The organism is Altibacter sp. (assembly GCF_019913785.1).
Lineage (GTDB): Bacteria > Bacteroidota > Bacteroidia > Flavobacteriales > Flavobacteriaceae > Altibacter.
Genome location: NZ_JAIOHK010000026.1, coordinates 58,204 through 84,323 on the forward strand (window position 1 = coordinate 58,204; position 26,120 = coordinate 84,323).

20 protein-coding genes and 1 pseudogene are annotated in these 26,120 nt (G+C 40.7%); 11 read left to right on the forward strand and 10 right to left on the reverse strand.

Annotated elements, in window-relative coordinates; genetic code table 11:
* Positions 1 to 58: 58 nt before the first annotated feature.
* Positions 59 to 2,104: an HDIG domain-containing metalloprotein gene (locus tag K8F54_RS03470; protein WP_290787060.1), complete on the reverse strand. Its 2,046-nt coding sequence runs from the start codon at positions 2,102 to 2,104 to the stop codon at positions 59 to 61.
* Between the two features lie 164 nt (positions 2,105 to 2,268).
* Between K8F54_RS03470 and K8F54_RS03475 the strand changes: the two genes are divergently transcribed.
* Entirely contained in the window at positions 2,269 to 3,447 is a 1,179-nt protein-coding gene (locus K8F54_RS03475) for an acetyl-CoA C-acyltransferase (RefSeq protein WP_290787062.1), read from the forward strand.
* 22 nt (positions 3,448 to 3,469) lie between these two features.
* A complete protein-coding gene (locus tag K8F54_RS03480) occupies positions 3,470 to 4,222 on the forward strand; it encodes a C40 family peptidase (protein WP_290787065.1) in 753 nt (250 codons plus the stop codon).
* A gap of 51 nt (positions 4,223 to 4,273) precedes the next feature.
* On the opposite strand, the gene K8F54_RS03485 is transcribed toward K8F54_RS03480, so the two are convergent.
* Positions 4,274 to 5,542 carry a tetratricopeptide repeat protein gene (locus tag K8F54_RS03485; RefSeq protein WP_290787068.1) on the reverse strand — a complete coding sequence of 423 codons (1,269 nt, stop codon included), beginning with the start codon at positions 5,540 to 5,542 and terminating at the stop codon, positions 4,274 to 4,276.
* A gap of 17 nt (positions 5,543 to 5,559) precedes the next feature.
* Complete coding sequence (gyrA, locus tag K8F54_RS03490; RefSeq protein ID WP_290787071.1) at positions 5,560 to 8,091, reverse strand: DNA gyrase subunit A; 2,532 nt, start codon at positions 8,089 to 8,091, stop codon at positions 5,560 to 5,562.
* Between the two features lie 262 nt (positions 8,092 to 8,353).
* Here gyrA and K8F54_RS03495 point away from each other — a divergent pair, with 262 nt between their 5' ends.
* From K8F54_RS03495 to K8F54_RS03505, 3 genes are all read left to right on the forward strand, one after another.
* Entirely contained in the window at positions 8,354 to 10,906 is a 2,553-nt protein-coding gene (locus K8F54_RS03495; RefSeq protein ID WP_290787073.1) for an ATP-dependent Clp protease ATP-binding subunit, read from the forward strand.
* A 62-nt stretch (positions 10,907 to 10,968) separates the two neighbouring features.
* Positions 10,969 to 11,292 (forward strand): TraR/DksA C4-type zinc finger protein, encoded by a 324-nt coding sequence (locus K8F54_RS03500; RefSeq protein ID WP_290787076.1) that lies wholly within the window; start codon positions 10,969 to 10,971, stop codon positions 11,290 to 11,292.
* A gap of 27 nt (positions 11,293 to 11,319) precedes the next feature.
* Positions 11,320 to 11,721, forward strand: a complete 402-nt coding sequence (locus K8F54_RS03505) for a hypothetical protein (RefSeq protein WP_290787078.1) — start codon at positions 11,320 to 11,322, stop codon at positions 11,719 to 11,721.
* A 16-nt stretch (positions 11,722 to 11,737) separates the two neighbouring features.
* Here K8F54_RS03505 and hutH read toward each other — a convergent pair whose 3' ends face one another.
* Positions 11,738 to 13,246 carry a histidine ammonia-lyase gene (hutH, locus tag K8F54_RS03510; RefSeq protein ID WP_290787210.1) on the reverse strand — a complete coding sequence of 503 codons (1,509 nt, stop codon included), beginning with the start codon at positions 13,244 to 13,246 and terminating at the stop codon, positions 11,738 to 11,740.
* Positions 13,247 to 13,356: 110 nt separating this feature from the next.
* Between hutH and K8F54_RS03515 the strand changes: the two genes are divergently transcribed.
* Positions 13,357 to 14,727 (forward strand): TlpA disulfide reductase family protein, encoded by a 1,371-nt coding sequence (locus K8F54_RS03515; RefSeq protein WP_290787082.1) that lies wholly within the window; start codon positions 13,357 to 13,359, stop codon positions 14,725 to 14,727.
* Between the two features lie 53 nt (positions 14,728 to 14,780).
* Here K8F54_RS03515 and K8F54_RS03520 read toward each other — a convergent pair whose 3' ends face one another.
* Complete coding sequence (locus K8F54_RS03520) at positions 14,781 to 16,322, reverse strand: NAD(P)H-hydrate dehydratase (RefSeq protein ID WP_290787085.1); 1,542 nt, start codon at positions 16,320 to 16,322, stop codon at positions 14,781 to 14,783.
* A 101-nt stretch (positions 16,323 to 16,423) separates the two neighbouring features.
* On the opposite strand from K8F54_RS03520, the gene gcvT reads away from it, so the two are divergent.
* From gcvT to K8F54_RS03545, 5 genes are all read left to right on the forward strand, one after another.
* Entirely contained in the window at positions 16,424 to 17,506 is a 1,083-nt protein-coding gene (gene gcvT / locus K8F54_RS03525) for a glycine cleavage system aminomethyltransferase GcvT (RefSeq protein WP_290787088.1), read from the forward strand.
* A 2-nt stretch (positions 17,507 to 17,508) separates the two neighbouring features.
* Complete coding sequence (locus K8F54_RS03530; RefSeq protein ID WP_290787091.1) at positions 17,509 to 18,351, forward strand: sugar nucleotide-binding protein; 843 nt, start codon at positions 17,509 to 17,511, stop codon at positions 18,349 to 18,351.
* Positions 18,352 to 18,357: 6 nt separating this feature from the next.
* Positions 18,358 to 18,639 carry a 4a-hydroxytetrahydrobiopterin dehydratase gene (locus tag K8F54_RS03535; RefSeq protein ID WP_290787094.1) on the forward strand — a complete coding sequence of 94 codons (282 nt, stop codon included), beginning with the start codon at positions 18,358 to 18,360 and terminating at the stop codon, positions 18,637 to 18,639.
* A gap of 31 nt (positions 18,640 to 18,670) precedes the next feature.
* Complete coding sequence (locus tag K8F54_RS03540; protein ID WP_290787097.1) at positions 18,671 to 20,728, forward strand: carboxy terminal-processing peptidase; 2,058 nt, start codon at positions 18,671 to 18,673, stop codon at positions 20,726 to 20,728.
* 106 nt (positions 20,729 to 20,834) lie between these two features.
* On the forward strand, positions 20,835 to 21,557 hold the full coding sequence (locus K8F54_RS03545; RefSeq protein WP_290787100.1) for a YebC/PmpR family DNA-binding transcriptional regulator: 723 nt from the start codon (positions 20,835 to 20,837) through the stop codon (positions 21,555 to 21,557).
* Between the two features lie 4 nt (positions 21,558 to 21,561).
* Here K8F54_RS03545 and K8F54_RS03550 read toward each other — a convergent pair whose 3' ends face one another.
* From K8F54_RS03550 to K8F54_RS03570, 5 genes and pseudogenes are all read right to left on the reverse strand, one after another.
* Complete coding sequence (locus tag K8F54_RS03550) at positions 21,562 to 22,098, reverse strand: 1-acyl-sn-glycerol-3-phosphate acyltransferase (RefSeq protein WP_290787102.1); 537 nt, start codon at positions 22,096 to 22,098, stop codon at positions 21,562 to 21,564.
* Between the two features lie 19 nt (positions 22,099 to 22,117).
* The gene (locus K8F54_RS03555) at positions 22,118 to 23,176 is read right to left on the reverse strand and encodes an iron-containing alcohol dehydrogenase family protein (protein WP_290787213.1); all 1,059 of its coding nucleotides are present in this window, start codon (positions 23,174 to 23,176) and stop codon (positions 22,118 to 22,120) included.
* Between the two features lie 45 nt (positions 23,177 to 23,221).
* Positions 23,222 to 23,932, reverse strand: a pseudogene (gene kdsB / locus K8F54_RS03560) (3-deoxy-manno-octulosonate cytidylyltransferase); the annotation flags it as partial.
* A 55-nt stretch (positions 23,933 to 23,987) separates the two neighbouring features.
* A complete protein-coding gene (locus tag K8F54_RS03565) occupies positions 23,988 to 24,566 on the reverse strand; it encodes a DUF4126 domain-containing protein (RefSeq protein WP_290787105.1) in 579 nt (192 codons plus the stop codon).
* 3 nt (positions 24,567 to 24,569) lie between these two features.
* Positions 24,570 to 25,997, reverse strand: coding sequence for an ATP-binding domain-containing protein (locus K8F54_RS03570; RefSeq protein ID WP_290787108.1), 1,428 nt, complete (start codon positions 25,995 to 25,997; stop codon positions 24,570 to 24,572).
* Positions 25,998 to 26,120: the final 123 nt, after the last annotated feature.

The window sequence follows — 26,120 nt, forward strand, 5'->3', positions numbered from 1 at the left end:
AAAGTTAACCTACAATTATGAGGAGTGAAAAGCTCTGCTTTGGGGAGCGGAGCTTTTTCTATTCGGGATATTCCACTCGAAGATGGTACATATTGTTGAGCTTCTTTTTAAGCACTTTTTTTATCACTTGAATTTCCTTAAACGTGATGTTGGCATTTAAAAATTGTCCGTTCTCCATCTGACTATCAATGATTTTTTCCACGAAATTGTCGATCATAGTAGATGTAGGATCTTTTAGGCTTTTACTAGCGGCTTCCACACTGTCCGCCATCATTAAAATCGCCGTTTCTTTCGAAAAGGGTACCGGACCCGGATACCTAAAATCATCCGGATTGGCGGTGCCGTTTAATTCCTTTTCTTTCTTATAAAAATAATAAACCAGGCTGGTGCCGTGGTGGGTTCGTATAAAATCGATAATACGATCCGGAAGCTTATTTTTCCGTGCAATCTCTATTCCGTCAATTACATGATTGATAATAATTTTGGCACTTTCCTTGGGTGCCAATTCGTGATGTGCATTAAATGAATTTACCTGATTTTCAGTAAAATTAGTCGGATTGATCATCTTGCCAATATCGTGATACAGGGCCCCTACCCGTACCAACATAGCATTTGCCCCTATTTCACTGGCAGCAGCTTCAGACAGGTTGGCCACATTTAGCGAATGGTGAAAAGTTCCGGGTGCTTTATTGGAAAGCTCGCGAAGTAACTTACTGTTGGTGTCACTTAATTCTAACAGCGAAACGTCCGAGACCAGCCCAAAGACCTTTTCGTATAAATAGATCAACGGATGGGCAAACAAGGTGGCCAAACCACAGAGTACGAAGAAACCGAAATTTTCCCATTTCAGCAATTGGATGTTTCCTTCCTGAATAAGAAAAAAGGCAAAATAACCTACAATATAAATAAAGGTGATCTGCCCCACCGAAATAAACAAATTCGCTCTTTTGTACAATTCCGAAATGGTTAAAATAGTCACGATCCCGGCAATGATTTGCAAGAATAAATATTCAAAACTATTGGGTACTACAAATCCCAAAAGCAAGAGTGTCAAGACATGGACAAACAATCCCAATCTTGGGTCGAAAAACGCCTTAATTACCAAAGGGAGCGTACATAAAGGAACTACATAAACATAGGCCGCATCCATCTTCACGACAATGGTCGTTAAGAAGATCATGAGCACCATATTAAAAAAGATGAAAGTAACCTTGGTATTATTGTGAAAAATATCGGGACGATATTTCCGTAAAAAAAGGAAGAGCATTAAAAAAACTAAGGACACCAGAAGTGAATACCCCACCAACAGCCACACATAATTAGACTTGCTCCACACCTGCGACTGGTACTCCGCTTTAAGCGAATTTAATATTTGAAACTTATCCCCTTCAACCACTTCGCCTTTGGCAATAATACGAGCGTCTTTTTCGATAATACCGCGATTGGGGATGATGGCTTTTATTTCTGAAGCAATTCCGGCCTCTGTCAACTTTGCGTTTAACGCCACATTTGGACGTACAACACGCGCAATCAGCTTCCGAAGCAATTCTTCTACATTGCTATTTGGAGCTTTTAATAGTAACTTGGTAATAGTTGTAGCAAGCTGTTCATTTTTATACAGTTTAGCATATGAAATTTCTTCTATCTCATTTCCTTTTTTTAGATAGACCATTCGATCCTCTGCATACGGATGGATTTCATCAATAACGCCATTCGTATATATTTCAGTTAAGGCACCTTCTCCTAGTCTTTTTACAACATCTTTGGGGGCTCGGTACAAACTATCGGTAAAAACTTGCTCGAATACATCTTGGAATTGTTGTCTACTAGCTTCGGCTATCGCGATATCATATTCAAAATACGGAATAGCATTTGCGCGGATGACTTCCTTTTCCTTGTCGATGGAAGCTTGGTCCTTCTTTATGGTAAAGCTAAAAGGAGCGTACAGATTTTCATATTGCCAGGGTTTTCCTTTCTGAAAATTATACTTGAACTGGCCTCCTTTTGGAAGCAAATAAATAACCAGAATGGTCGCAATAACAAATAAAAAAGCCTTGTAAATATAAGATTGCCTTTTCGTAAGTAGTGTAAAGAATTTGCTCATACAAAAAATTGTAAAAGTAAAGGTATACATATAGGTTGATTAATCCCAAAGCCGCATATTAAAGATTGTTGTTTTGGTTTTAAATATGTAAATTTGTGGCTTCGATACCGAGGTCCTTTTGGCCTTAATTCGTCATATTTAATTCACTAAAACATCAGGATTCAATGAGTAAGAAAGTTGTAATAGTTGCTGCGGCACGAACTCCAATAGGGAGTTTTATGGGAAGTTTATCATCGTTAACTGCTACCCAGCTTGGGACTGTGGCAATAAAGGGTGTTTTAGACAAAATAAACCTCAATCCTTCACTGGTGCAAGAAGTATATATGGGGAATGTTGTGCAGGCCGGAGTGGGTCAGGCACCTGCTCGCCAAGCTGCCCTTGGCGCGGGGATACCGGATACGGTGCCCTGTACTACCGTCAATAAGGTGTGTGCTTCCGGTATGAAGGCAGTTATGAATGCAGCACAGGCGATCGCCTTAGGTGATGCAGATATCGTAATTGCAGGTGGTATGGAAAGTATGAGTAATATTCCGCACTATGTACATATACGTAATGGTCATAAATTTGGGCCTATGACCATGGAAGATGGGATGCAAAAAGATGGTTTAGTAGACGCGTACGATCACAATGCAATGGGTGTATGCGCAGATCTTTGCGCCACCGAATATAATTTTTCAAGAGAAGATCAGGATGCCTTTGCAGTGCAATCGTATCAACGGTCTGAAAAAGCATGGCAGGATGGAAAATTTACCAATGAGGTGGTTGCTGTCACTGTACCACAAAGAAGAGGAGAGCCAATTGTAGTTTCTGAAGATGAAGAATACAAGAATGTGCGAATGGATAAAATTCCAGCTTTACGTCCGGCCTTTAGTAAAGATGGTACCGTTACCGCCGCCAATGCGTCCACCATTAACGATGGAGCCGGAGCAATGATCTTGATGAGTGCCGAAAAGGCAGCTGAATTAGGCCTTCAACCCCTTGCCACAATAAAAAGTTACGCAGATGCCGCCCATGAGCCAAAATGGTTTACGACGGCTCCGTCAAAGGCACTTCCTAAAGCCTTATCGAAGGCTGGAATTGCGTTGAACGATGTTGATTATTTCGAGTTCAATGAAGCATTCTCGGTAGTTGGTCTGGCTAATATGAAACTCTTAGGCCTTACCGATACAAATGTAAATGTAAACGGCGGTGCTGTTTCGTTAGGTCATCCGTTGGGATGTAGTGGTGTCCGAATTTTAATTACACTGCTTAATGTATTGGTTCAAAACGATGCAAAACTGGGAGCTGCTGCGATTTGTAACGGCGGAGGTGGTGCGTCGGCCATGGTGATTGAAAGAACCTAATCTCTATTTTCAATTCTCCTGAATGAACTACGGAATTTGTAATTTGAGTATCGTTCCCTTACGAGCGGAAACATCGGACAGAAGTGAGCTCGTTAGTCAGCTGCTCTATGGAGAAGTTTTTAAGGTATTGGAGAGCAGAAAAAAATGGAGTCGGATTCGGTTGCAGTTCGATGGCTATGAAGGCTGGATGGACAACAAACAATTCCTAACTATTTCGGAAGAAGATTACAACCGACTTAAGAAAGAAACACCTCACTATTCGGCAGATCTTGTCGATTTTATCACTTCCGAAGAGAATCAGTTGCTTTCTATTTGCCTGGGTAGTACAATAAATGCGACGGCCTTATTAAAACACCGGTTTGAAGGTAAATCGGTTTCATCTATTTTTCCAAAAGCACATTTAATTGAAACTGCGCTGCTCTATTTGAATGCCCCGTATCTTTGGGGTGGTAAAACTCCATTTGGAATAGACTGCAGTGGCTTTACACAAATGGTGTATAAACTGAATGGCTATAAGTTGTTGCGAGATGCGAGTCAGCAAGCTACCCAAGGGGAGCCATTGAGCTTTATTGAAGAATGTGAGCCAGGTGACCTGGCCTTTTTTGACAATACTGAAGGTGTTATAGTACATGTGGGGATTGTGATGAATGACAACTACATCATCCACGCACATGGTAAGGTTCGGATCGACCGTATAGATCACACGGGAATCTTTAATTACGAAAAACGAACACATACCCATAAACTTAGGGTGATCAAACGAATTATCACATAAAAAAAGCCTCCTAAAAAGGAGGCCGTTTTATAAATACTATTGGATAGCGGATTATTCTCCTCCATCCATGGCTTCAACTTTCGCCTTCATTTCTTTTGCTTTTGCATCTTCCCCAACCTGAGTGTAAATATTCATAAGGGTTCTAGCGAAATCTACGTCATCGGGACGCAAACGTACCGAAGCTTCTAAATACGGAATGGAACTCCTTTGTATTTCAGTTAACTCCGCCTTCAACACATCGTATCGTTTGTAATCTGCATTGGAACTTCCTAGGTTATTCATCTCTTCGACTATTGGCGGCTGCATATCCAAAATCAAAGATGCCATATTAATATTTGCGCCCACATAATCTGGATCCAACGACAAGGCTTTTTTATAGTATTCCATGGCTTTTTCTTTGTTACCACTCTTACCGGAGGTCACACCTAGATTAAAATACAATTCAGGGTTATTAGGATCGCTATCAATTAATTCACCGATCAATCGTTGATATTCGGCTGTGTTCCCAAGTTTGTACTGTAAATCGGCTTCCGCACGAATCAATCTTGGATCATCAGAGTTTTTTGCACGCAACTCACGCATTAATGACAAAGCTTTATCATGCTTACCTGTTTCAATGTAGAGTAAAGTAAGGTCGCTCAAAAAATCCTCTTGCTTTGAAGGTGAATTTTGAACACCCGGCAAAATATGTGTTCCTGCATTGAGCATTAGATCCCGTTCTGGTTTGGTGTTATAGGATTCAACTTTTCCGGTTTCTTTATTAGTAGCGATATATTGTTTTTTAATATCGGAATAGCCAATTCTGATTAACTCTTCATAATATGAAACAGCATTTTCATAATCTTGACCATTCTTAGCACTAATAGCCGCATTGGCCAAAAAGATCGTATCCGATTTACTTAGGTTGTACATGGAATAATACTTCGTAGAAGCCGAGGTATAGTTCTTCGATCTAAAGTCCTTGATGGCACCCTCCTCCATTTTTTGTTTTAATACATTGACAGCATTTTCATAGCGACTACTTTTTGCTGATGCAGGATCAATTTCTATTGCCTTTTGAAGATCGGCTCCAGCCTGCGCCAACTTATCAAAGCCGGAGGCCATATTATTTGTATTTGCCTCGGCTCTCGTAATATAAAAACTCACTTTTTCATCGGTATCGGCACTACCTAACATGCCTTCAGCTTGAGACAATAACGACATAGCTTCGGTAAAATCACCAGATTTTATAGCTTTTTCGGCTTTTTTAATCTCCTTTTTCTGTCCAAAAGTAACAGCGGTCATTAACATGAGTCCCGCTATCAGAAATTTATTTTTCATGATTATAACTTTAAAATTTATTCGTTGTTTTCGGTTTGTGTTTCGTCTGTATCGGTTTCTGTACCATCAATAGTAGTGCCATCTTCAAGATCGTCTCCATTCACTTCATCTTCATCGTGCATGACTTTGGCGACAGCAGCAATGGCATCGTCTTCCCGCACCTTGATCAGGCGAACACCTTGTGTTGCACGACCCATAACTCGTAAATCTTCAACCGCCATTCGAATGGCAATTCCCGATTTATTGATAATCATAAGATCGTCCTGATCACTTACATTCTTGATGGCCACTAATTTACCTGTTTTTTCGGTAACATTAATTGTTTTCACACCTTTTCCGCCTCGGTTAGTGATGCGGTAATCTTCTATACTGGATCTTTTTCCGTAGCCGTTTTCTGCAACCACCAAAATATCGGATTCTCCATTTTCAACAGCGATCATTCCAATAACTTCGTCATCTTTATGTGCCAATGTAATTCCGCGTACTCCTGAAGCATTTCTACCCATGGGGCGAGTCTTTTCTTCTTCAAAGCGGATGGCTTTTCCCGAACGCACTGCTAACATTACCTGACTATTTCCGGTAGTAAGTTTGGCCTCCAACAACTCGTCATCTTCGCGAATCGTAATGGCATTGATACCATTGGTACGCGGACGCGAATATTGCTCTAAAGGCGTTTTCTTCACCTGCCCTTTCTTAGTAGCCATGATCACATAATGATTATTGATATAATCTTCATCTTTCAAGTCCTGGGTACAGATAAAGGCTTTTACCTTGTCGTCCGGTTCAATATTTATTAAATTCTGAATAGCTCGTCCTTTTGAGGTTCGACTTCCTTCAGGAATTTCAAATACGCGCATCCAGAAACACTTCCCCTTTTGTGTAAAGAACAACATATATTGATGGTTTGTTCCTACAAACAGGTGCTCCAGAAAATCTTCATTTCTGGTAGCTGAAGCCTTTTGCCCTACCCCTCCTCTATTTTGAGTTTTGTACTCGGTCAGCGAGGTTCGTTTTATATACCCGGCATGAGAAATAGTGATTACCACTTTTTCATCGGCAATAAGGTCGGTAATACTTACATCACCCCCTGCATATTCAATAATGGAACGACGCTCATCGCCATATTTTGCTTTAATTTCTGCTAATTCTTCTTTGATGATCTCCATACGACGTTCCACCTTAGCAAGAATGTCTTTGTAGTCTTCGATGGTTTTCATCAAATCTTCGTACTCACTTCGTAATTTATCCTGCTCAAGACCCGTTAACTGACGCAATCTCATTTCGACAATCGCCTTCGCCTGAATTTCAGAGAGCTCAAAGGTTTTCATCAACACTTCGCGAGCTTCATCGGCATTGGCGGAAGCACGAATAAGGCGAATCACTTCATCAATATTATCGGATGCAATGATCAATCCTTCTAAGATATGTGCGCGTTCTTCGGCTTTACGCAATAGATATTCGGTACGACGCACCACCACTTCGTGGCGATGTTCCACAAAATAATGGATCAATTCCTTCAGATTAAGCATCTGAGGTCTTCCCTTTACCAGAGCAATATTGTTTACGCTAAAACTGGATTGAAGCGCTGTGTACTTGTACAGCATATTCAATACGATATTGGGAATAGCATCCCGCTTCAGGATATAGACAATACGCATTCCGTTTCTATCGGATTCATCGCGTATATTGGAGATACCTTCAATTTTTTTATCATTGACAAGATCGGCTGTTTTCTTAATCATGTCTGCCTTGTTCACCTGATAAGGAATTTCATTAACAATAATGCATTCCCGTCCAGCAACTTCTTCGAAACTTGCCTTTCCACGCATCACGATACGTCCGCGACCGGTATGGAATGCTTCTTTAACACCCTCATAGCCGTAGATCACACCTCCGGTAGGAAAATCGGGAGCCTTTATGTGCTGAATTAACTCATCGATAGTAATGTCGTTATTTTCGATATAGGCAACGGTTCCATCAATTACTTCCGAAAGATTATGAGGAGGCATATTGGTTGCCATCCCAACAGCAATACCAGAGGCACCATTAATGAGCAATCCGGGTACGCGCGTAGGCAATACCGTAGGTTCCTGAAGGGTGTCGTCAAAATTAAGCTTGTGATCGACTGTCTCTTTGTCAATATCAGCCAACATGTCTTCGGAAATCTTTTGCATACGGGCCTCTGTATAACGCATGGCCGCCGGACTGTCTCCATCGATAGAACCGAAGTTCCCCTGTCCGTCTACAAGCATATACCGAAGGCTCCATTCTTGCGCCATTCGCACCATGGCATCGTATACAGATGTATCACCGTGGGGGTGATACTTACCCAATACTTCTCCCACAATTCTAGCCGATTTTTTATGAGCTCCGGTAGCTCTAACACCTAGTTCGTGCATCCCAAATAAAACACGTCTGTGAACAGGTTTCATACCGTCTCTTACGTCTGGTAATGCACGTGACACAATGACCGACATTGAATAATCAATGTAAGCCGATTTCATTTCATCTTCAATGTTAATTGGAATCAATTTTTCGCCTTCAGCCATAAATATTTTCTTTATTTTTTTAGTCGTTTAACTTACCGGGCAAGATACACTATTTCGCACGTTTTTAAAGGGGTTTCCGACTTCAAAATTCACGTTTTTATTAACAAAAAAAGCAAGTAAAATCGTTAATAACTAAAGTGGTTTATGTTTTGTTTTTAGTAAGTTTTTTTGTCCTTTTACTACTGTAGTCTCAAATGGGGTATGATTTTTGTCCCTTTATTAGCTAATTTTAGTATTTTTAGAGCACCCAGAATCAAAATGTATGGATGATAATTTTTCCCCCAGAGTAAAAGATGTAATTGCATATAGCAAAGAAGAAGCGCTGCGATTGGGTCACGATTTTATAGGCACCGAACATTTAATGTTGGGGCTACTTCGCGATGGCAATGGTAAAGCAGTTACCATTTTAAATGCTTTGGATGTTGATTTAAATCACCTACGTCGAAAAGTGGAAATTTTGAGTCCGGCAAATCCAAACCCCGGAACAAGCGAAAACGATAAAAAAAACCTACACCTCACGCGTCAGGCCGAAAGAGCCTTAAAAACAACTTTTTTAGAAGCGAAACTTTTTCAGAGTTCTTCTATCAATACCGCACACTTATTGTTGTGTATTCTTAGAAATGAAAATGATCCCACAACGAAGTTGTTAAATAAAATGAAAGTGGATTACGATGGTGTGAAAGACCAATTTAAACTTATGATAGCAAACGACGAAGATTATATAGACAGTCCAACTTCCGAATCATTTCCGAACGATGACGATACCTCCCCCGAAGATGCTTCAAAAGAAAATCTCTTCTCGGGAACCACTTCAAAAGGCGCAAAAAAGTCTAAAACACCGGTTTTAGATAATTTTGGGCGCGACCTTACCGTTATGGCCGAAGAGGGTAAATTAGACCCTGTAGTGGGCCGTGAGAGTGAAATTCAGCGTGTTTCACAGATCCTCAGCCGAAGAAAAAAGAACAACCCCCTACTCATTGGAGAACCCGGCGTGGGTAAATCGGCTATTGCCGAAGGCTTAGCCTTGCGAATTATCCAACGAAAAGTTTCTCGAATCCTTTACGACAAGCGTGTAGTCACCTTAGACTTGGCAAGTCTGGTCGCCGGAACAAAGTATCGTGGTCAGTTCGAAGAGCGAATGAAAGCGGTAATGAATGAATTGGAGAAGAACGATGACATCATCCTATTTATTGATGAGATACATACCATCGTAGGTGCTGGTGGAGCCACCGGCTCTTTAGACGCTTCTAATATGTTTAAACCTGCGCTTGCACGTGGTGAGATACAATGTATTGGAGCTACTACCTTGGACGAATATCGCCAGTATATTGAAAAAGACGGCGCGTTAGAACGTCGTTTTCAAAAGGTTTTGGTCGAACCAACTACGGTGGCTGAAACTATCGAGATACTTCAGAATATTAAAGACAAATACGAAGCGCATCACAACGTTCAATATACTGATGCCGCTCTCGAAGCCTGTGTGAAATTGACCAATCGGTATATGACAGAACGTTTCTTGCCAGACAAGGCCATTGACGCCTTGGATGAGGCTGGTTCTCGTGTGCATATTACCAATATTCATGTCCCGGATAAAATATTAGAAATCGAGGGGAAATTGGAAGAGGTTCGCGAACTGAAAAACTCTGTGGTTAAAAAGCAGAAATATGAAGAAGCCGCTAAATTGCGAGATGATGAAAAGAATCTGGAAAAAGAATTAGCTACCGAACAAGAAGTTTGGGAGAAAGAATCCAAATTGCACAGAGAAATTGTAGATGAAGAAAATGTAGCAGAGGTGGTTTCTATGATGACCGGTGTTCCTGTTAACCGGATTGCACAAACGGAAAGCACCAAGTTAGCCGCCCTACCCGACCGAATCAAAGGAAAGGTGATTGGCCAAGATGAAGCCGTAGCAAAAGTGGTTAAGGCCATTCAGCGAAACCGTGCAGGACTTAAAGATCCTAACAAACCTATTGGCTCTTTTATCTTCTTAGGACAAACCGGTGTGGGTAAGACGCAATTGGCCAAGGTGCTTGCACGTGAATTATTCGATTCGGACAATGCCTTGGTGCGTGTAGACATGAGTGAGTATATGGAAAAATTTGCCGTATCTCGTTTAATTGGCGCACCTCCTGGATATGTAGGTTATGAAGAAGGCGGACAGCTTACCGAAAAAATTAGACGCAAACCATATGCGGTGGTACTCCTTGATGAAATTGAAAAGGCACACCCCGATGTGTTTAATATGCTTTTACAGGTGCTGGATGACGGACAACTAACAGACAGCCTGGGACGTAAGATCGACTTCAAGAATACGATCATAATTATGACCTCCAATATTGGAGCCCGTAAGTTAAAAGATTTTGGACAGGGTGTTGGTTTTGGGACCGCTGCTAAAGAAAGTCAAGCCGATGCAAATTCGAAAAGCATTATTGAAAATGCATTGAAAAAAGCGTTTGCTCCGGAGTTCTTAAATCGCGTGGACGATGTTATGGTCTTTAATCCATTGGATCGAGATGACATCCATAAGATTATTGATATTGAGTTGAACCAACTTTTCGAGCGTATAAGTGACCTTGGTTACGACCTTAAACTTACCGAAAAGGCGAAAGACTATATCGCCGATAAGGGATTTGACAAGGAATATGGAGCTCGTCCATTGAAGCGTGCCATACAGAAATACATTGAAGACGCCTTGGCCGAAGAGATTATCAATTCGAACCTGCAAGAAGGCGATGGTATTACCATGGATTTGGATGAAAAGAAAGGGGAATTGACCATAAAGATCAAGAAGCAAAAGAAGACCACAGAGTCCTAATAGTTAATTTTATTACATGAGACACCTGTATCTTTATCATACAGGTGTTTTTTATTTAGGAAATGAACAAAGCACAAATAGCCAACCGAATTAAAGAAGAGATTAGCAGTACTGAGGAAAGTATTGTTAAATATCGTGAACTTACAAAACCCATAGCACCCGAGAATGCTATTGGACGGGTTTCTCGCATGGATGCCATTAATAACAAATCGGTTAATGAGGTCGCATTGCGAAAAGCCGAACTCAAGTTAAAGAACTTACGCGTCGCATTATCTAAGATAGATGACCCGGATTTTGGTAGTTGTCTTCGGTGTAAAAACCCAATTCCCATAGAACGAATTATGTTGCTTCCGCAGGCTGTTTTTTGTGTGAATTGCGCCAGATAGTTGGTGTTTCTTTATAGTTTTTATACCTTGAAGCAAAATCGAACCAGCCCCATGATAACTGCCAGAAACTATATTTTCGGGAAACTTGAAATATATCCCAATTATGTAATAGCCATTATGAAAGAAGGTGTTACAGTAAAACCGGAATACAACAAAGACCTTGTTTCTCTTGCAAACCAGTACTTTAAAAATCGCCCCTTCGGTTATATTACCCATAGAATCAATTCGTATTCGGTGGATCCAAGCACCTATATTGAAACCTCCAAGATTGATAATTTGGTGGCCTTTGCTGTGGTTTCAAATAATTCGATCAATTTAACAAATACCGAATTGGAACGAATATTCTTAAAGAAACCCTTGGATCATTTTGAGGAACTGGACGAAGCCATCGATTGGGTAAATGATGTTGTCGCCAACGTGAGTATATAGTCTGAACTTAATACTCTTAAAAAAGTACATCATTATCTATAGAAAAGCTTTGTAAAAAAGCAATCGATGCATGAATATCATCGGCAAGCAGTCTATCTTCGGCAACAAAAGGGACCGTTTTTCTGAAAGACGCTAGAAACGTTTCTAAAAATGGAGAGGTCTTCTTAGGTCTTCTGAATTCCATCGCCTGTGAGGCATTCATCAATTCAATAGCTAGAACGGTCTCTAAGTTCTCAACTACACGTAAACATTTCGTAGCAGCATTAGCGCCCATACTCACATGATCTTCTTGCCCATTCGATGAAACAATGGAATCTACCGAAGCAGGGGTAGCCAGTTGCTTATTCTGACTCACAATACTCGCTGCGGTGTATTGAGGAATCATAAAACCGCTGTTCAGCCCCGAATTATTCACCAAGAATGCAGGAAGATCGCGTAATCCCGAAACCAACTGGTAGGTTCTTCTTTCAGAAATATTCGCAAATTCGGCCAATGCAATAGCCAGATAGTCTAATCCCAAAGCAAGTGGCTGCCCGTGAAAGTTTCCGCCGGAAATAATTTTGTCTTCTTTGATAAAAATATTGGGATTGTCTGTAACCGAATTGATCTCTGTCTTAAAAATTGACGAAACATAAACCACGGTGTCCTTACTCGCCCCATGAACCTGAGGAATACAACGAAACGAATAGGGATCCTGTACGTTTTTCTTTTCCGATTTTCCCAATTCACTGCCTTCCAAAAAGTGTACAAAACGTTCGGCTGTTTTTACCTGTCCTCGATGTGGGCGTATTAAATGTACCAAAGGATCGAACGGACTCATATTACAATCAAAGGCATCCACCGAAAGGGCCGCTATCATATCGGCCAAAAAGGAAAGTTTATGCGACTGTAATAAAATATACACACCGTACGCACTCATAAACTGGGTACCATTCAATAAAGCGAGTCCTTCTTTGGCTTCCAGAACTATAGGTTTCCAACCGTGCTTCTTCATCATTTTTTCTGAAGCGACCATCTCTTCACCTATAAATACTTCTCCCTTTCCTAACAGTGGTAAGGATAAATGCGCCAAGGGTGCCAAATCACCCGAAGCACCCAAGCTTCCTTGATTGTAAACTACGGGTAGGATATCGTTGTTATAAAAATCTATTAATCGTTCAACGGTTTGCAATTGCACGCCACTATACCCATAGCTCAAGGATTGAATTTTTAGCAAAAGCATCAACTTGACGATGGGTTTTGGAACCAACTCCCCAGTCCCACAGGCATGCGACATGACAAGGTTTTCCTGTAATTTTGATAAATTTTCTGAAGAAATCCTCACATTGCACAACGAACCAAACCCGGTATTGATACCGTAGATAGGTGTATCATTTCCTTTGGTCTTGGCGTCCAAATATTCTTTAGACTTCTTTATATTCAAAGAAGCTTCTTCCGAAAGGGATAATAATTTATTCGATTCAATAATATCTTTAATAACAGGTAAGTCCAGAATTTCTGAACTTATATAATGCATCTCTTGCATGGGATAGGTTGTTTGAAACACAAAAGTACCATTTTCTTGTAAAGGTTTGTTAATTTTTATATACTGAATAATTATGATGTATTTTAGCGTGGTATTTAAATTTTAAGTCGATGAAAAAATTAGTTGTGCTACTAACAGTTATGGCTTTTATCTCTTGTAAGAAGGAGGTCAAAGAGCAGGAATATGTTATTATTAATGGAACGGTGCAAAACAGTGACGCCGAAACCGCCATGATTCGTGGTTTCGATATGGAGTTCGAAATCCCTATTTCGGAAGCCGGTACTTTTAGTGATACGCTGGATGTTAAAACGGATGGTATTTACACACTGCGTATTGGTCGCGAAGGAACTTCTACCTATCTGAGAAAAGGTAAAAATCTATCCGTTTCGGTAGATGTTGTACAGTTTGATGAAACCATTAAATACGAAGGAGATGTCGCAGCCGAAAATAACTATCTGGCCGCAAAGTATTTGTTGTCAGAACAGGAAAAACCTTTTCAAGACGTATACGCCATGGAAGAAGCTGCCTTTATAGCTGAAGCCAATGCAATAAATCAAACATACCAGGACCTCTTGGCAAAGACCGAAGGACTTTCCGAAGACTTTATTGCGTTAGAAACCAAGAATTTGGCGTATACCCATACTATGAATCTCGAGAATTACCTAGGGTATCATAGACATTTTACAAGTAACGATGCATTTGAGGTGTCGGAAGGGTATTACGCCTTTACAAAAAATGTAAATTATGCCGATACAACGGCCTTCAGAAATTCAATTACCTATCAAAACATGCTGGAAACACATTTTAGTAGAATGGTTAGTGAAATGGCTACTTCAGACCCCGATTTAAACAGAACAAAGGCCTATTTGAATTTGGTGAATGAGCGCCTGCCCAATGGCTATGCGAAAGACGAACTTATGTACGACTACTTGAGGTATGGACTTACGCCCGATGCCAGTATGGAAGAAGTTTATCAGGTTTATAAAAACAGTAATCCCAATGCTGAAAATCTAAAAAAAGTTACAGCCCGCTACAGTCTGTTAAAACCATTACTTGCCGGCAACCCATCCCCTACTTTTGACTATGAGAATTACAAAGGGGGCAGCACAAAGTTGGACGATTTTAAAGGTAAGTACGTATACGTGGATGTATGGGCAACCTGGTGCGGACCCTGTATAAGAGAAATTCCCGCCCTAAAGCAAGTTGAAAAGGACTATCACGGAAAGAATATTGTTTTTGTGAGTCTTTCTATTGATGAAGCCAAGGACTACGATAAATGGAAAAATATGATTGCTGAAAAGGAATTGGGCGGTGTCCAATTAATGGCAGATAAAAACTGGGAATCTAAGTTTGTAAAAGACTATGGCATTTTGGGGATTCCGAGATTTATATTGATCGATCCGCAAGGGAATATAGTCTCGGCCGATGCACCTAGACCTTCCGATGCGAAACTTAGGGTATTGCTCGACAAACTTATCTAATAACAATCCAACCCAATTAATAAGCCGTTTGAAAACTCATTTCCGACGGTTTTTTATTGTTCCTCTTTTTCTACTGGTGGTGGCTCTTGTTCAAATAGTGCTAGATACGCATTCCCTATATTGTCAATTATATCGGAAGCCGTAACGGCCTCAAATCCCATAGATTGGGAAGCGATATTGCCGGCACTGCCATGTAGATACACCCCAAATACCGCCGACAACAGGGGATCATATCCTTGCGATACTAATCCTGTGATCATGCCCGAAAGCACATCACCACTCCCGGCCGTGGCCATTCCGGGGTTACCGGTCGAATTTATATAGAGTTTTTCATCGAATATGGTGATGGTATTGGCCCCTTTTAATACGAGGATAGCTTTGTGCTTTTTGGCAAAGGCCGTAGCTTTTTCGAGCTTGTCATAATCATTCGTCCAGTCACCTATCAAGCGTTTTAATTCGCCAATATGTGGTGTGAGTATTGATTGTTTTGGTAGTACTTTCAACAGTTCCTTTGACTGACTTAGTGCATTCAAAGCGTCTGCATCAATCACCATAGCTGCTTTCGAACTTTTGAACAATTCTTTTAAGGCGGAAAGGCTTTCGGGATGTGTTCCCATTCCCATTCCAATACCTATTGCTGAAGGAATAAATTCGGTAGTTATTTCAGAAATATGATGGTCACTTTTATCAGTGACTACCATGGCTTCCGGAAATGCAGTCTGAAGCATGTTATAGCCGCATTTCGGACTAAAAACGGTCACCATCCCCGCCCCTATTTTTAAGGTAGCTTTTGAAGAAAGTACCACTGCCCCTATTTTCCCATAACTCCCACCAACAATCAAGGCATGTCCATAAGTTCCTTTATGATCGTATTTTGCTCTCTGTTTGTAGAATTGCTGTGCTTCGGCCTTATCGATAAGTTGCGCTATGGGTGCGGTTTCGGATAAGAACTGTGGGTCTAAACCAATATCCAATACTTCAAAATAGGGAACAAAAGCACCGGTTTCTGGCAAGAAAAACGCCAGTTTCGGACTTTGAAACGTCAGTGTATGATTGGCTTTCAGCACCGCCTCTGGATCTTCTAGTGGCAAATTCGCATGCATTCCACTGGGAATATCTACCGCCAATTTGAACGCCTTGCTTTCATTTAGGTATTGAATCAATTGCTTTACCCAACCTCCGGGGCATCGGTTAAGTCCGATTCCAAAAATAGCATCGATAATGATATCATCAGGATGTATTTCGGGAAAATCGGTTTCCGACTTCATTAATTTGGGCCATTCTTTGGTTATGTTTTTAATACGGTCATAGTTGATAAGAAAGTTCTTCGACCGCTTATCACTACAATTCACCACATACATATGTACCAAATACCCACTCTCAATGAGGAGTCTTCCAACCACAAGGCCGTCGCCCCCATTGTTTCCTATTCCACAAAATATATGAACAGGAACCTGAGCGCCTTGCATCCGGTGGTGCAACCAATTGTAGATCTGAGTTCCTGCACGCTCCATAAGGTCGGCAGATGTAATCCCCTGTTTTTCGGTAGTGATAGCATCTGCCTGGTAAAATTGTTCCGAAGAGAATATTTTCATCCTAATTTTCTTTTGTTGCAAGTTACCAAGCTTGTTGAAAACAATCAAGCAAATCCTTCGTTACCTTTTATAGATATAATACATTTGCCAAAAATTTCACCATGAAACAAACCGCACTATCACACATACACGAGCAACTAGGTGCCAAAATGGTTCCCTTTGCAGGATATAACATGCCCGTCTCCTACGAAGGAGTCAACGCCGAACACGAAACCGTACGAAACGGTGTGGGTGTTTTTGATGTCTCCCATATGGGAGAATTTTTAATAACAGGAGCGAAGGCACTAGAGCTCATTCAGAAGGTAACCAGCAATGATGCTGCAAAGTTGGTAGATGGACAGGCACAATACAGTTGTCTGCCAAATGCTAGCGGTGGAATTGTAGACGATCTTATCGTGTATCGTTTTGATGCCGAAAAATATCTGTTGGTGGTCAATGCATCGAATATTGAAAAAGACTGGAATTGGATCATGAGCCACAATACTATGGGTGCCGAAATGCGCAACCTTTCCGAGGATTATTCGCTGTTGGCAATTCAAGGTCCAAAGGCGATTGAAGCAATGCAGTCGTTGACTAGTGAAGATCTTTCAGCCATAAAATTTTATACCTTCAAGGTGTCCGATTTTGCCGAAATCGAACATGTGATTATAAGTGCTACCGGTTATACGGGTAGTGGCGGATTTGAGGTTTATTGTAAAAATTCGGAAGTGGAACAGGTATGGAACAAGGTGATGGAAGCCGGAGCCAACTTCGGAATTAAACCTATTGGTTTGGCCGCTAGAGACACACTTCGTTTGGAAATGGGGTTCTGTTTGTACGGAAATGATATAGACGATACAACTTCACCCATGGAGGCCGGACTTGGATGGATTACCAAATTCACTAAGGATTTTGTCAATTCTGAAAATTTACTGAAACAAAAAGAACAGGGTACCGAACGAAGGCTCATTGCCTTCGAATTGGACGAACGAGGGATCCCTAGACAAGGATATGATATTGTAGACAGCAATGGTAACAAAATAGGTGTTGTTACCAGTGGAACCATGGCACCATCGTTGGGTAAAGGAATTGGCCTCGGTTATGTTCCCACGATCTTTAAGGACATTGGTTCTAAAATTTATATTCAAATACGGAAAAGTGCGATCCCGGCTACCGTGGTGAAGCTTCCATTTTATAAAGGTTAATTTTGAATAGAATCCTCATTCTTGGCGCCAGTGGATTCATTGGCAACACCTTATATAAAGAATTGGTACCGTATTTTGATGTGTATGGAACGTATTGCCATGAAAACGAGCTCTATGAAGACAATAAGGTTTTTTTTCGTTTTGACCACGAAAAAGACGATCTGCTCGAGGTACTTGAAAAAACACGACCAAATTTTATAATATCTTCGTTAAGAGGAAATTTTAGTTCGCAGTACGATTTGCATAAGCAGCTGTCAAATTTTGTTCTGACCAACGAACACTGTACGCTTTTGTTTTTATCGTCTGCCAATGTCTTTGATGGTAAGTTTCAATTTCCATCCTACGAAAACGACCTCCCTTTGGCAGAATCGGAATACGGAAAATTCAAGCTTTCGGTAGAAAAACTGTTACGACAGCTCCCCCCCGAAAAATATGCAATTTTAAGGCTACCCGTGGTGCTGGGTGTAAACTCCCCCAGGGTATTTCAGCTAAAACAAGCCATTATACATCAGGCGAAATTTGAAGCATACCCAAATCTAATTATAAGCATAACAACCGCCAACAAAATAGCACAGCAGCTACATTATATCATCAACAAAAAACTTAGCGGAATCTTCCATTTGGCGAGTCAGGATATGATCCACCATGAAGACCTGTTTCGAGAGCTTACCGAGAAGTTAAGCGATAAAATGCCTATCTTTAAAAGTGTATTTAACCGAAATGAAGACAGCTACTTAGCCATTTTGCCGAAAAAAAATAAGTTGCCTAAGGAGTACAGAATTTCCGTTGCCGAAGTGATTGAAGAAAGTACCTTAAATGAAGAAATAAGTACCTTAAAATATTAGTTTGTTATGAAAAAACTTACCGAAAATAGTATCAAAGAACGATTGAATGAAATTTCCGATTGGGAATACCATGAAGGCGCACTGCATACCACTATCGAGTTCAGAGATTTTAAAGACGCTTTTTCGGTGATGACCCGTATCGCTTTTGAAGCCGAAAAGATGAATCACCATCCCAATTGGTCCAATGTGTACAATTCACTTAGTATTAGCCTGTCTACGCACGATGCAGGCGGTGTTACAGACAAGGATTTCGAATTGGCCAAAATAATCGATCACCTTGTAAGTTAACTATTTTAGTGCCCTCACTATACTTTATAAAATGCAGCAACCGCTCTTTATTGCCTTTTTTGTAGTAGCATATACATGCGCGTATGCGCAAGGCAACGCAAAATTCTGTGCACAGACACAGGCCTTAGAGCGCATTGTTAGTAAAGAACATATCACACCAAAACCGCTGAACGATAGTTTGTCTACTGCTGTATTCGAGTTGTTTCTGCAACAATTAGATCCCGATAGGCGGTTGTTCTTAAAAAGCGATATCTCGAACTTTGAGCAGGACAAATTTAAATTTGACGATTATATTAGGGATCGCGAATGTGTGTTTATCACCAAATATATCGACACTTTACAAAGGCGCCTTAGCAATTCGAAATTAGTTATTGGGGCGCATAGTTCCGAAACGTTGGACTATACAGGGAAGGACAGCCTAAATTTCGATTCGAAAATGGAGTTTTCATACTTTAAAGATGAAGCCGCTGTTAAAAAGTATTGGAGCAAGAAAATTAGATATAGAATCATCTCCTTAATGATGGATGAAGACTCTATTTACGAAAATATTAAAACAAATTTTGCCTCACTTGAAGCTCGGTTGAAGCCGAAAGTTATCGAACGGGAGCTTTGTCTTTTAGATGAAATTTTAAATCAGTTTGGCGGTGTAGAACGTTTTGTTCAGGAGGCGTTTTTAAATGCCTATGCCAATTATCACGATCCGAATACGCTATTTTTTAACAATACTGAAAAAACTGTTTTTGAAACCTCACTCTCGAGTAATCAATTGTCATTTGGCTTTATGACTTCAAAGAATAACGATGGAGAAGTACAGGTGGATTACATAAGTCCCGGCAGTGCGGCACATAGAAACAAAGATTTCGAAGAAGGTGATATTATAAAAACGATAGCTTCGGGAAAGGATTCACTCGATATGGTGTGTGTGTCTTCCGAAGACGTTCAGACATTTATTCAAGACCCACACCACAACACGATGACCTTTGGGCTAAAAAAGAAGGATGGTTCGCAAAAAATGGTAACACTTCAGAAGGCAAAGATCAAAGTGGAGGAAAATTCGGTGCATGGCTTTGTCTTATCTAAATCATCGGACATCGGTTATATCCAGATTCCTAGTTTTTATACCGACTTCGAATCGGCAAACGGTCAGGGTGTAGCCAACGATGTTGCCAAAGAACTATACAAACTGGAAAAGGAGAATATAAAGGGACTAATCTTAGATCTACGCTTCAATGGCGGAGGTTCTATGAAAGAGGCCGCAGACCTCTGCGGAATGTTTATAAACAGGGGTCCCCTCTCTATTTTAAAATACAATACCGGCGAACTGTATACGGTAAAGGATAACAATAGAGGAATGCTCTTCAAAAAGCCTATTATTATTTTGATCAACGGATTTTCTGCTTCGGCATCCGAATTGTTTTCGAGTACAATGCAAGATTACAATCGCGCTATCATAGTAGGCGCGGCAAGCTATGGTAAATCGAGCGCACAGGTGGTACTACCATTGCAAGAGGGTAGCAATATGGGTTTCAGCAAAATAACAGTGGACCAGTTTTATCGAGTGACCGGGAAAAGTATTCAGTCCCAAGGGGTACTCCCCGACATTTCACTACCCAGTCTTTACGATCATATGGAAACAGGCGAAAAATATCTGAAATATACGCTGGTCAATGATTCGGTGACTATTCAAACTAAGTTCAATCCATTGAAAAAAGTATCGATTGCCAGTTTAAAAGCTAAAAGCAAAGAACGGGTTTCAAAGAATATAGGCTTCAAAAACATTCAGGATTACAACCAAATTCTTTTAGACACCTATATTAATAAATCTGCCAAATATGCATTGACCCTGGATAATCTTTACAACGACCTGAATGCGTATTATACGAATTGGAAGGAGTATCACAGTAATTTGAAATCGTACACCAGCAGTCTCAGCGTGCGTAATTCGGTGGCGACCGATATAGCACTTCAGAAAAATGAGGGCGAAAAGCAATCCAATGAAATGCTTTTAAATGAAATTACCAAGGATGTACATATTGAAGAAGCCTACACCATACTAATTGAACTTATTGAAAGTCTCAACCTAAAGTGATGCGTTCTCGGCTCAGAAACTGACCGAAGCTTTTTCAACAAACATATACCAAACGAAGCACAGATTTTTTTAAATTTGTCAAAAATCTCGATTAAAACAACATACTATGGGAAGAGCTTTTGAATTTCGCAAAGCACGTAAAATGAAAAGATGGTCGGCCATGTCCAAGGCCTTTACCCGAATAGGGAAAGACATTGTGATGGCTGTGAAAGAAGGAGGACCCGATCCCGATGCTAACTCCCGCTTACGGGCCGTGATTCAAAACGCCAAGGCGGTGAACATGCCTAAGGACAATGTAGAGCGAGCCATTAAGCGAGCCAGTGATAAGAGTCAGGGAGATTATAAGGAAGTGTTGTTTGAAGGCTACGCCCAGCACGGAATAGCTGTACTCATTGAAACGGCAACCGACAACAATACGCGTACGGTAGCCAATGTGCGTTCCTACTTTAACAAATGTGATGGTAGTTTAGGAACTTCAGGTTCGGTGGTGTTTATGTTTGACCACAGTTGTAATTTCAGAATAAATGCAGAAGGAATGGATTTGGAAGAGCTGGAATTGGAGCTAATTGATTTTGGAGTGGAAGAGATCTTTGAAGACGAGGATGGCGTACATATCTATGCTCCCTTCGAAAGTTTTGGAGCTATTCAGGCCTATTTAGAGGAGAATAATATCGAAATACTTTCATCCGGTTTTGAACGTATTCCGCAGGTAACAAAAAAATTGACGCAAGAACAGGCTGCCGATGTCGAGAAATTATTGGAAAAGCTGGAAGAAGATGACGATGTACAGAACGTATATCACACCATGGAGGAATCGACGGAAGAATAAGTAACTAGGTATATTCAGGTTTTTTACCCACTACTCCAACGTAATAATTTCGCAGCACTTTTGTATCTGCTTCAATCGCACCCGTTGGGTAAAACGGCTTGTGTATAGTCACGCTTCTTGTACTATAATCGAAAGCAACCGGAACAATAGGTACATGGGCTGCTTCAGCGATATAATAATATCCTGTTTTCCAGATATCCACTTTTTTACGGGTTCCTTCCGGAGCCAACGCTAATCGAAATTCATCTTTCGAATTAAAAACTGCCGCAATCGCCTCTACCTTATTTTGACCGGCAGTTCTATCTAGTGAAGCACCTCCCATCCATCGAAAATACCAACCAATCGGCCAAACAAATAGCTCCTTTTTAGCCACAAAATTTATTTCGGTCTTAAGTATTCTACGGACAAAAACCCCTACAAAGAAATCGTGCCAACTGGTGTGAGGCACCACAATAACAACGCATTTTTTAATGGCTGGGTCGAATGCACCAACTATCTTCCAGCCAAGTATCTTGTAAAAAATAAATTTTGTAAGTCCCATTTGGAGGTAACGCCATGCATTACATTTTTAAGTACAGTGTTTTCAGCTTATCCCGTGTTATTATGGTTTCCCAATTGTCTCCTAGTGCATTTTCCCATAGCGGTACTAAACTTAAGGCGATATCGATCATGGTATTAAGTTGGTTATCGGTAAGATTAGCACATAAGTGCTTCGGAATTTCAATTCCATGCGATTTTACCATTTCCTTGAATAAGATAACATCTTTTGGGTAAAACTCTTCCAAGTGATCGAAGACAATACAGTTTCCAACACCGTGTTTCGTCCCTAACACATAGGATAGTCCGTAGCTCATGGCATGTGCTACCCCAACTTGTGAATACGCGATACTCATTCCGCCGTGCCACGAAGCCATCATGAGTTTCCCTCTGGATTCTTCATCTGAAAGTACATTATCAACAAATATCTCCTTGCACAAATCATAGGCTTTTTCACCATAACTCTGGCTGAACGCATTCAGGAAAGTTCCATTTAAGGATTCAACACAGTGAATAAAACAATCCATTCCGGTATAGAACCATTGGTTTTTAGGAACCCCTATGGTGAGATCGGGATCCAGGATCACCTGATCGAAAGGAGTAAAATCACTATTGATACCGAGCTTTCGAACCGGTCCAGAAAGCACCGTTGTTCTGGAAACTTCGGCACCGGTACCCGAAATAGTTGGTACCCCCACGTGATAGATCGCCTTGGACTTTACCAGATCCCATCCTTGGTAATCGGCCGCACTCCCCTTGTTGGTTAGCATGATTGACACCGCTTTTGCAAGATCCAGTATTGTTCCACCACCAATTCCAATAATTCCGGATGGTTTGTAGGTGAACTCGGTTTTGATTTCCTTTACAATTTGATCTACCTGAGATGTTTTTGGCTCTTCATCGGCCGAGATAAACACTATCTTATCATTAAATCGTGGGTTGATACGATCGATAAGTTCTTTATTGCTCTTAAAGACATCATCCACCAAAAATATAAAAGGCGCTTTGTCCTTACGTTGGGGTGCTAATATCGAGCTCAATTGATCAAAACTTCCCTGTCCGAAAACCACTTTAGGGACCATTGGGAAGTTTCTGTATTTATTATTTACGGTTTCTTTCTTCTCTTCTTTCAACACTTTATTTGCTCTTATTAAGTCCTCTGGCGTATCAATTTCAATTCCTTGGGTGTTCGATATGGCCATTTTAATATTTTTTCCGTATTCAAGATAGCGGATGCACTCTATTTTTTCGGCGGCTTCCATGGAGCGCATGGGCAGCTTATAAAAATCCATTAAAGCCGATTTCCTAAACGCATAGATCCCCTTGTGCTTATAATACTGTACAGCGACATTCTTATCTCTGGGATACGGGATTGGGGATCTTGAAAAGTATAAGGCGAAGTTATCCTTATCTACAATTACCTTTACGCAATTAGGATCACTAATTTCCTTCCAATCATGGATTTCTGTCATTAAAGATGCCAGGTCAATTTTATCTGCATCAGGTCCATCAAAAACGCTTAAGACTTGCTCCAAACCTTGTTTACTGGTAAAGGGCTCATCGCCTTGTACGTTTACCACGATATCAACATTCATGTGCTCCACTGCCTCGGCAATGCGATCGCTTCCACAGTCATGATCCCTTTTGCTCATTAAAGCCTTGCCTCCATGTTGTTCGATTTCGTTAAAAATTATGTCGCTATCGGTCACCACAAAGACTTCATCAAAGAGTTTTGTCGCTTTGGCTGCTTCGTAGGTTCTAACAATTACGGGTTTTCCACCCAAGTCCTGCATTAATTTTCCCGGAAATCTTGAAGCGCCGTATCGCGCCGGAATCATTGCTATTATTTTCAAACTGAAATGATTTATAAACGTTGCTTCAAAAATAAGAAGATTATGCACTAGTGCTACCTTTTTTCCGAAGCTTTTTATAAAACTTATAAATTCCGAAAAAAATTAGCAGTACTAGGATAAATGCAATTAATGGAATAAATATAGAGAGGATGGCCATCACGGTAGAAGTCCCTGTTTCTATAGTGGTTACAACCGGATTCCCAATACCGCCTGTCGTCGCCGTAGAACCAAGCCGCAAGGCCGAAGCATTTCCCTTGATAAGTGTGGCCGTCCCACCCCCTGCAATAATGGCCAATGACCATGTAATGATAGGGTCCAAATTAGACACGGTTGCTACCATCACTGCCGTTCCTGCAACGGCCGCTAAAGGAATGGCAATGGTATCTAGGGCATTGTCGAACCAAGGAATATAATACCCGAATATCTCGATAAGCGTGGCAACGCCCAAGGTAATCACAGCCGTTAGACTACCTATCCATTGCCAACTTTCATTTAGCGGAATCACCTCATAATGACCCGCCAGACTTAATACCAGCAATGGAAGAAAAACCCGAAAGCCAACTGCTGCGGCCAGGCCTACTCCTAAAAAAATACTGATGATAATATCTAAGGTGTCCATCTTTTACGAATCTACAAAAAAGTCGTCTTTAAATCCAATGAGGTATAATTTTTCTTTCGCACGAGTGACCGCCGTATACAACCACCTAAGGTATTCCTTATCGATACCATTCGGCAAATAGGGCTGTTCCACAAAGACCGTGTTCCACTGTCCTCCTTGCGACTTGTGACACGTAATGGCATAGGAGAATTTTACCTGTAACGCGTTGAAAAAAGTATTGTTCTTTACCGAAAGAAAACGTTTGTAGTTGGATTTTTCGGAGGCGTAATCCTGCATCACTTCCTGATATAGTTTATTGGAGTCTTCATACGATAGCGACGGTGTTTCGGAAGTAAGCGTATCTAATAGCAACACCGTTTCAAAAGGCTGCATTTTTGGATAATCCACCATTCGTATTTTTACTTCAGCAAAACGAAATCCGTACAAGTCTTTAAAACTAAATATTTCCAATACTTCAATAATATCGCCATTCGCGATAAATCCTGCTTCGGTATGCGGTTTTACCCAAAAATAGTTGTTCTTCACCACCATTAAATAATCTCCTGCCGACAACTCTTCTTCTTGAAATAAAATTCGGTTTCGTATGTTTTGATTGTACAAATTTGCACGTTTGTTCGATCGAACAATAATGACTGTTTCTTCATTTCCCAAAGTCGCATAACTATCCTGTATGGCATCCATCAATTCTTGGCCGTCGAGTGGCCGAATGACTTCCGGATAGGGTATCTCTGAAAATCTGAACGCTTCAAAAAGACCATCTTCAATCCGGTTGCGAATTTCGGTAGCATTCACCAGTATACCACTGTCCTGCTGCTGTCGTACTACTTCATCCATTTCCAGCTCAGTCACTTCCTTATTGTAATAATTGGTCAAGGTATGTTTGTCCAAAGCAGGGCTAATAGACAATTTTACCGGCGGAAGCTGAGCGGTATCCCCAATTAACAATAATTTACATTGATGTCCGCTGTACACATACTGCATGAGGTCGTCCAATAACGAACCATTTTCAAAGAGTTTGGATTCCTGATTGATATCCGGGATCATGGATGCCTCATCGACAATAAAGATGACGTTGCGGTGTTTGTTTTTCTGAAGTGTAAAGGATACGCCACCGCCTTTCTGGCTTTTAGGGTAGTAAATCTTTTTATGAATGGTAAAGGCCTCTTTATTCGAATAGTTACTAATCACCTTCGCAGCCCGACCTGTTGGGGCTAATAATACAGCCGATTTTTTCGCCTTCCATAGGTTTTTTACCAAGGTTCCAACGAGGGTTGTTTTCCCGGTTCCGGCATAACCCTTTAATAAAAAAAGTGCTTTCGGGTCCTCACTAAGGACAAATTGAGACAATAATTGTAAGGCAACATCCTGTTTTGAGGTTGTAGTATGCGGAAAATCATTCTTTAAAAGGCTGTAAAACTGAGAAACATTCATGAATTCATCTCTGTGTTAAGAGGCTTTAAAGATAGCCATGATTTTTTCGGAATATACTTTAACGAACAAAAAAAAATTGTAGATTTGCGATAGACCTATTATTTACAACTTATTTAAACTATC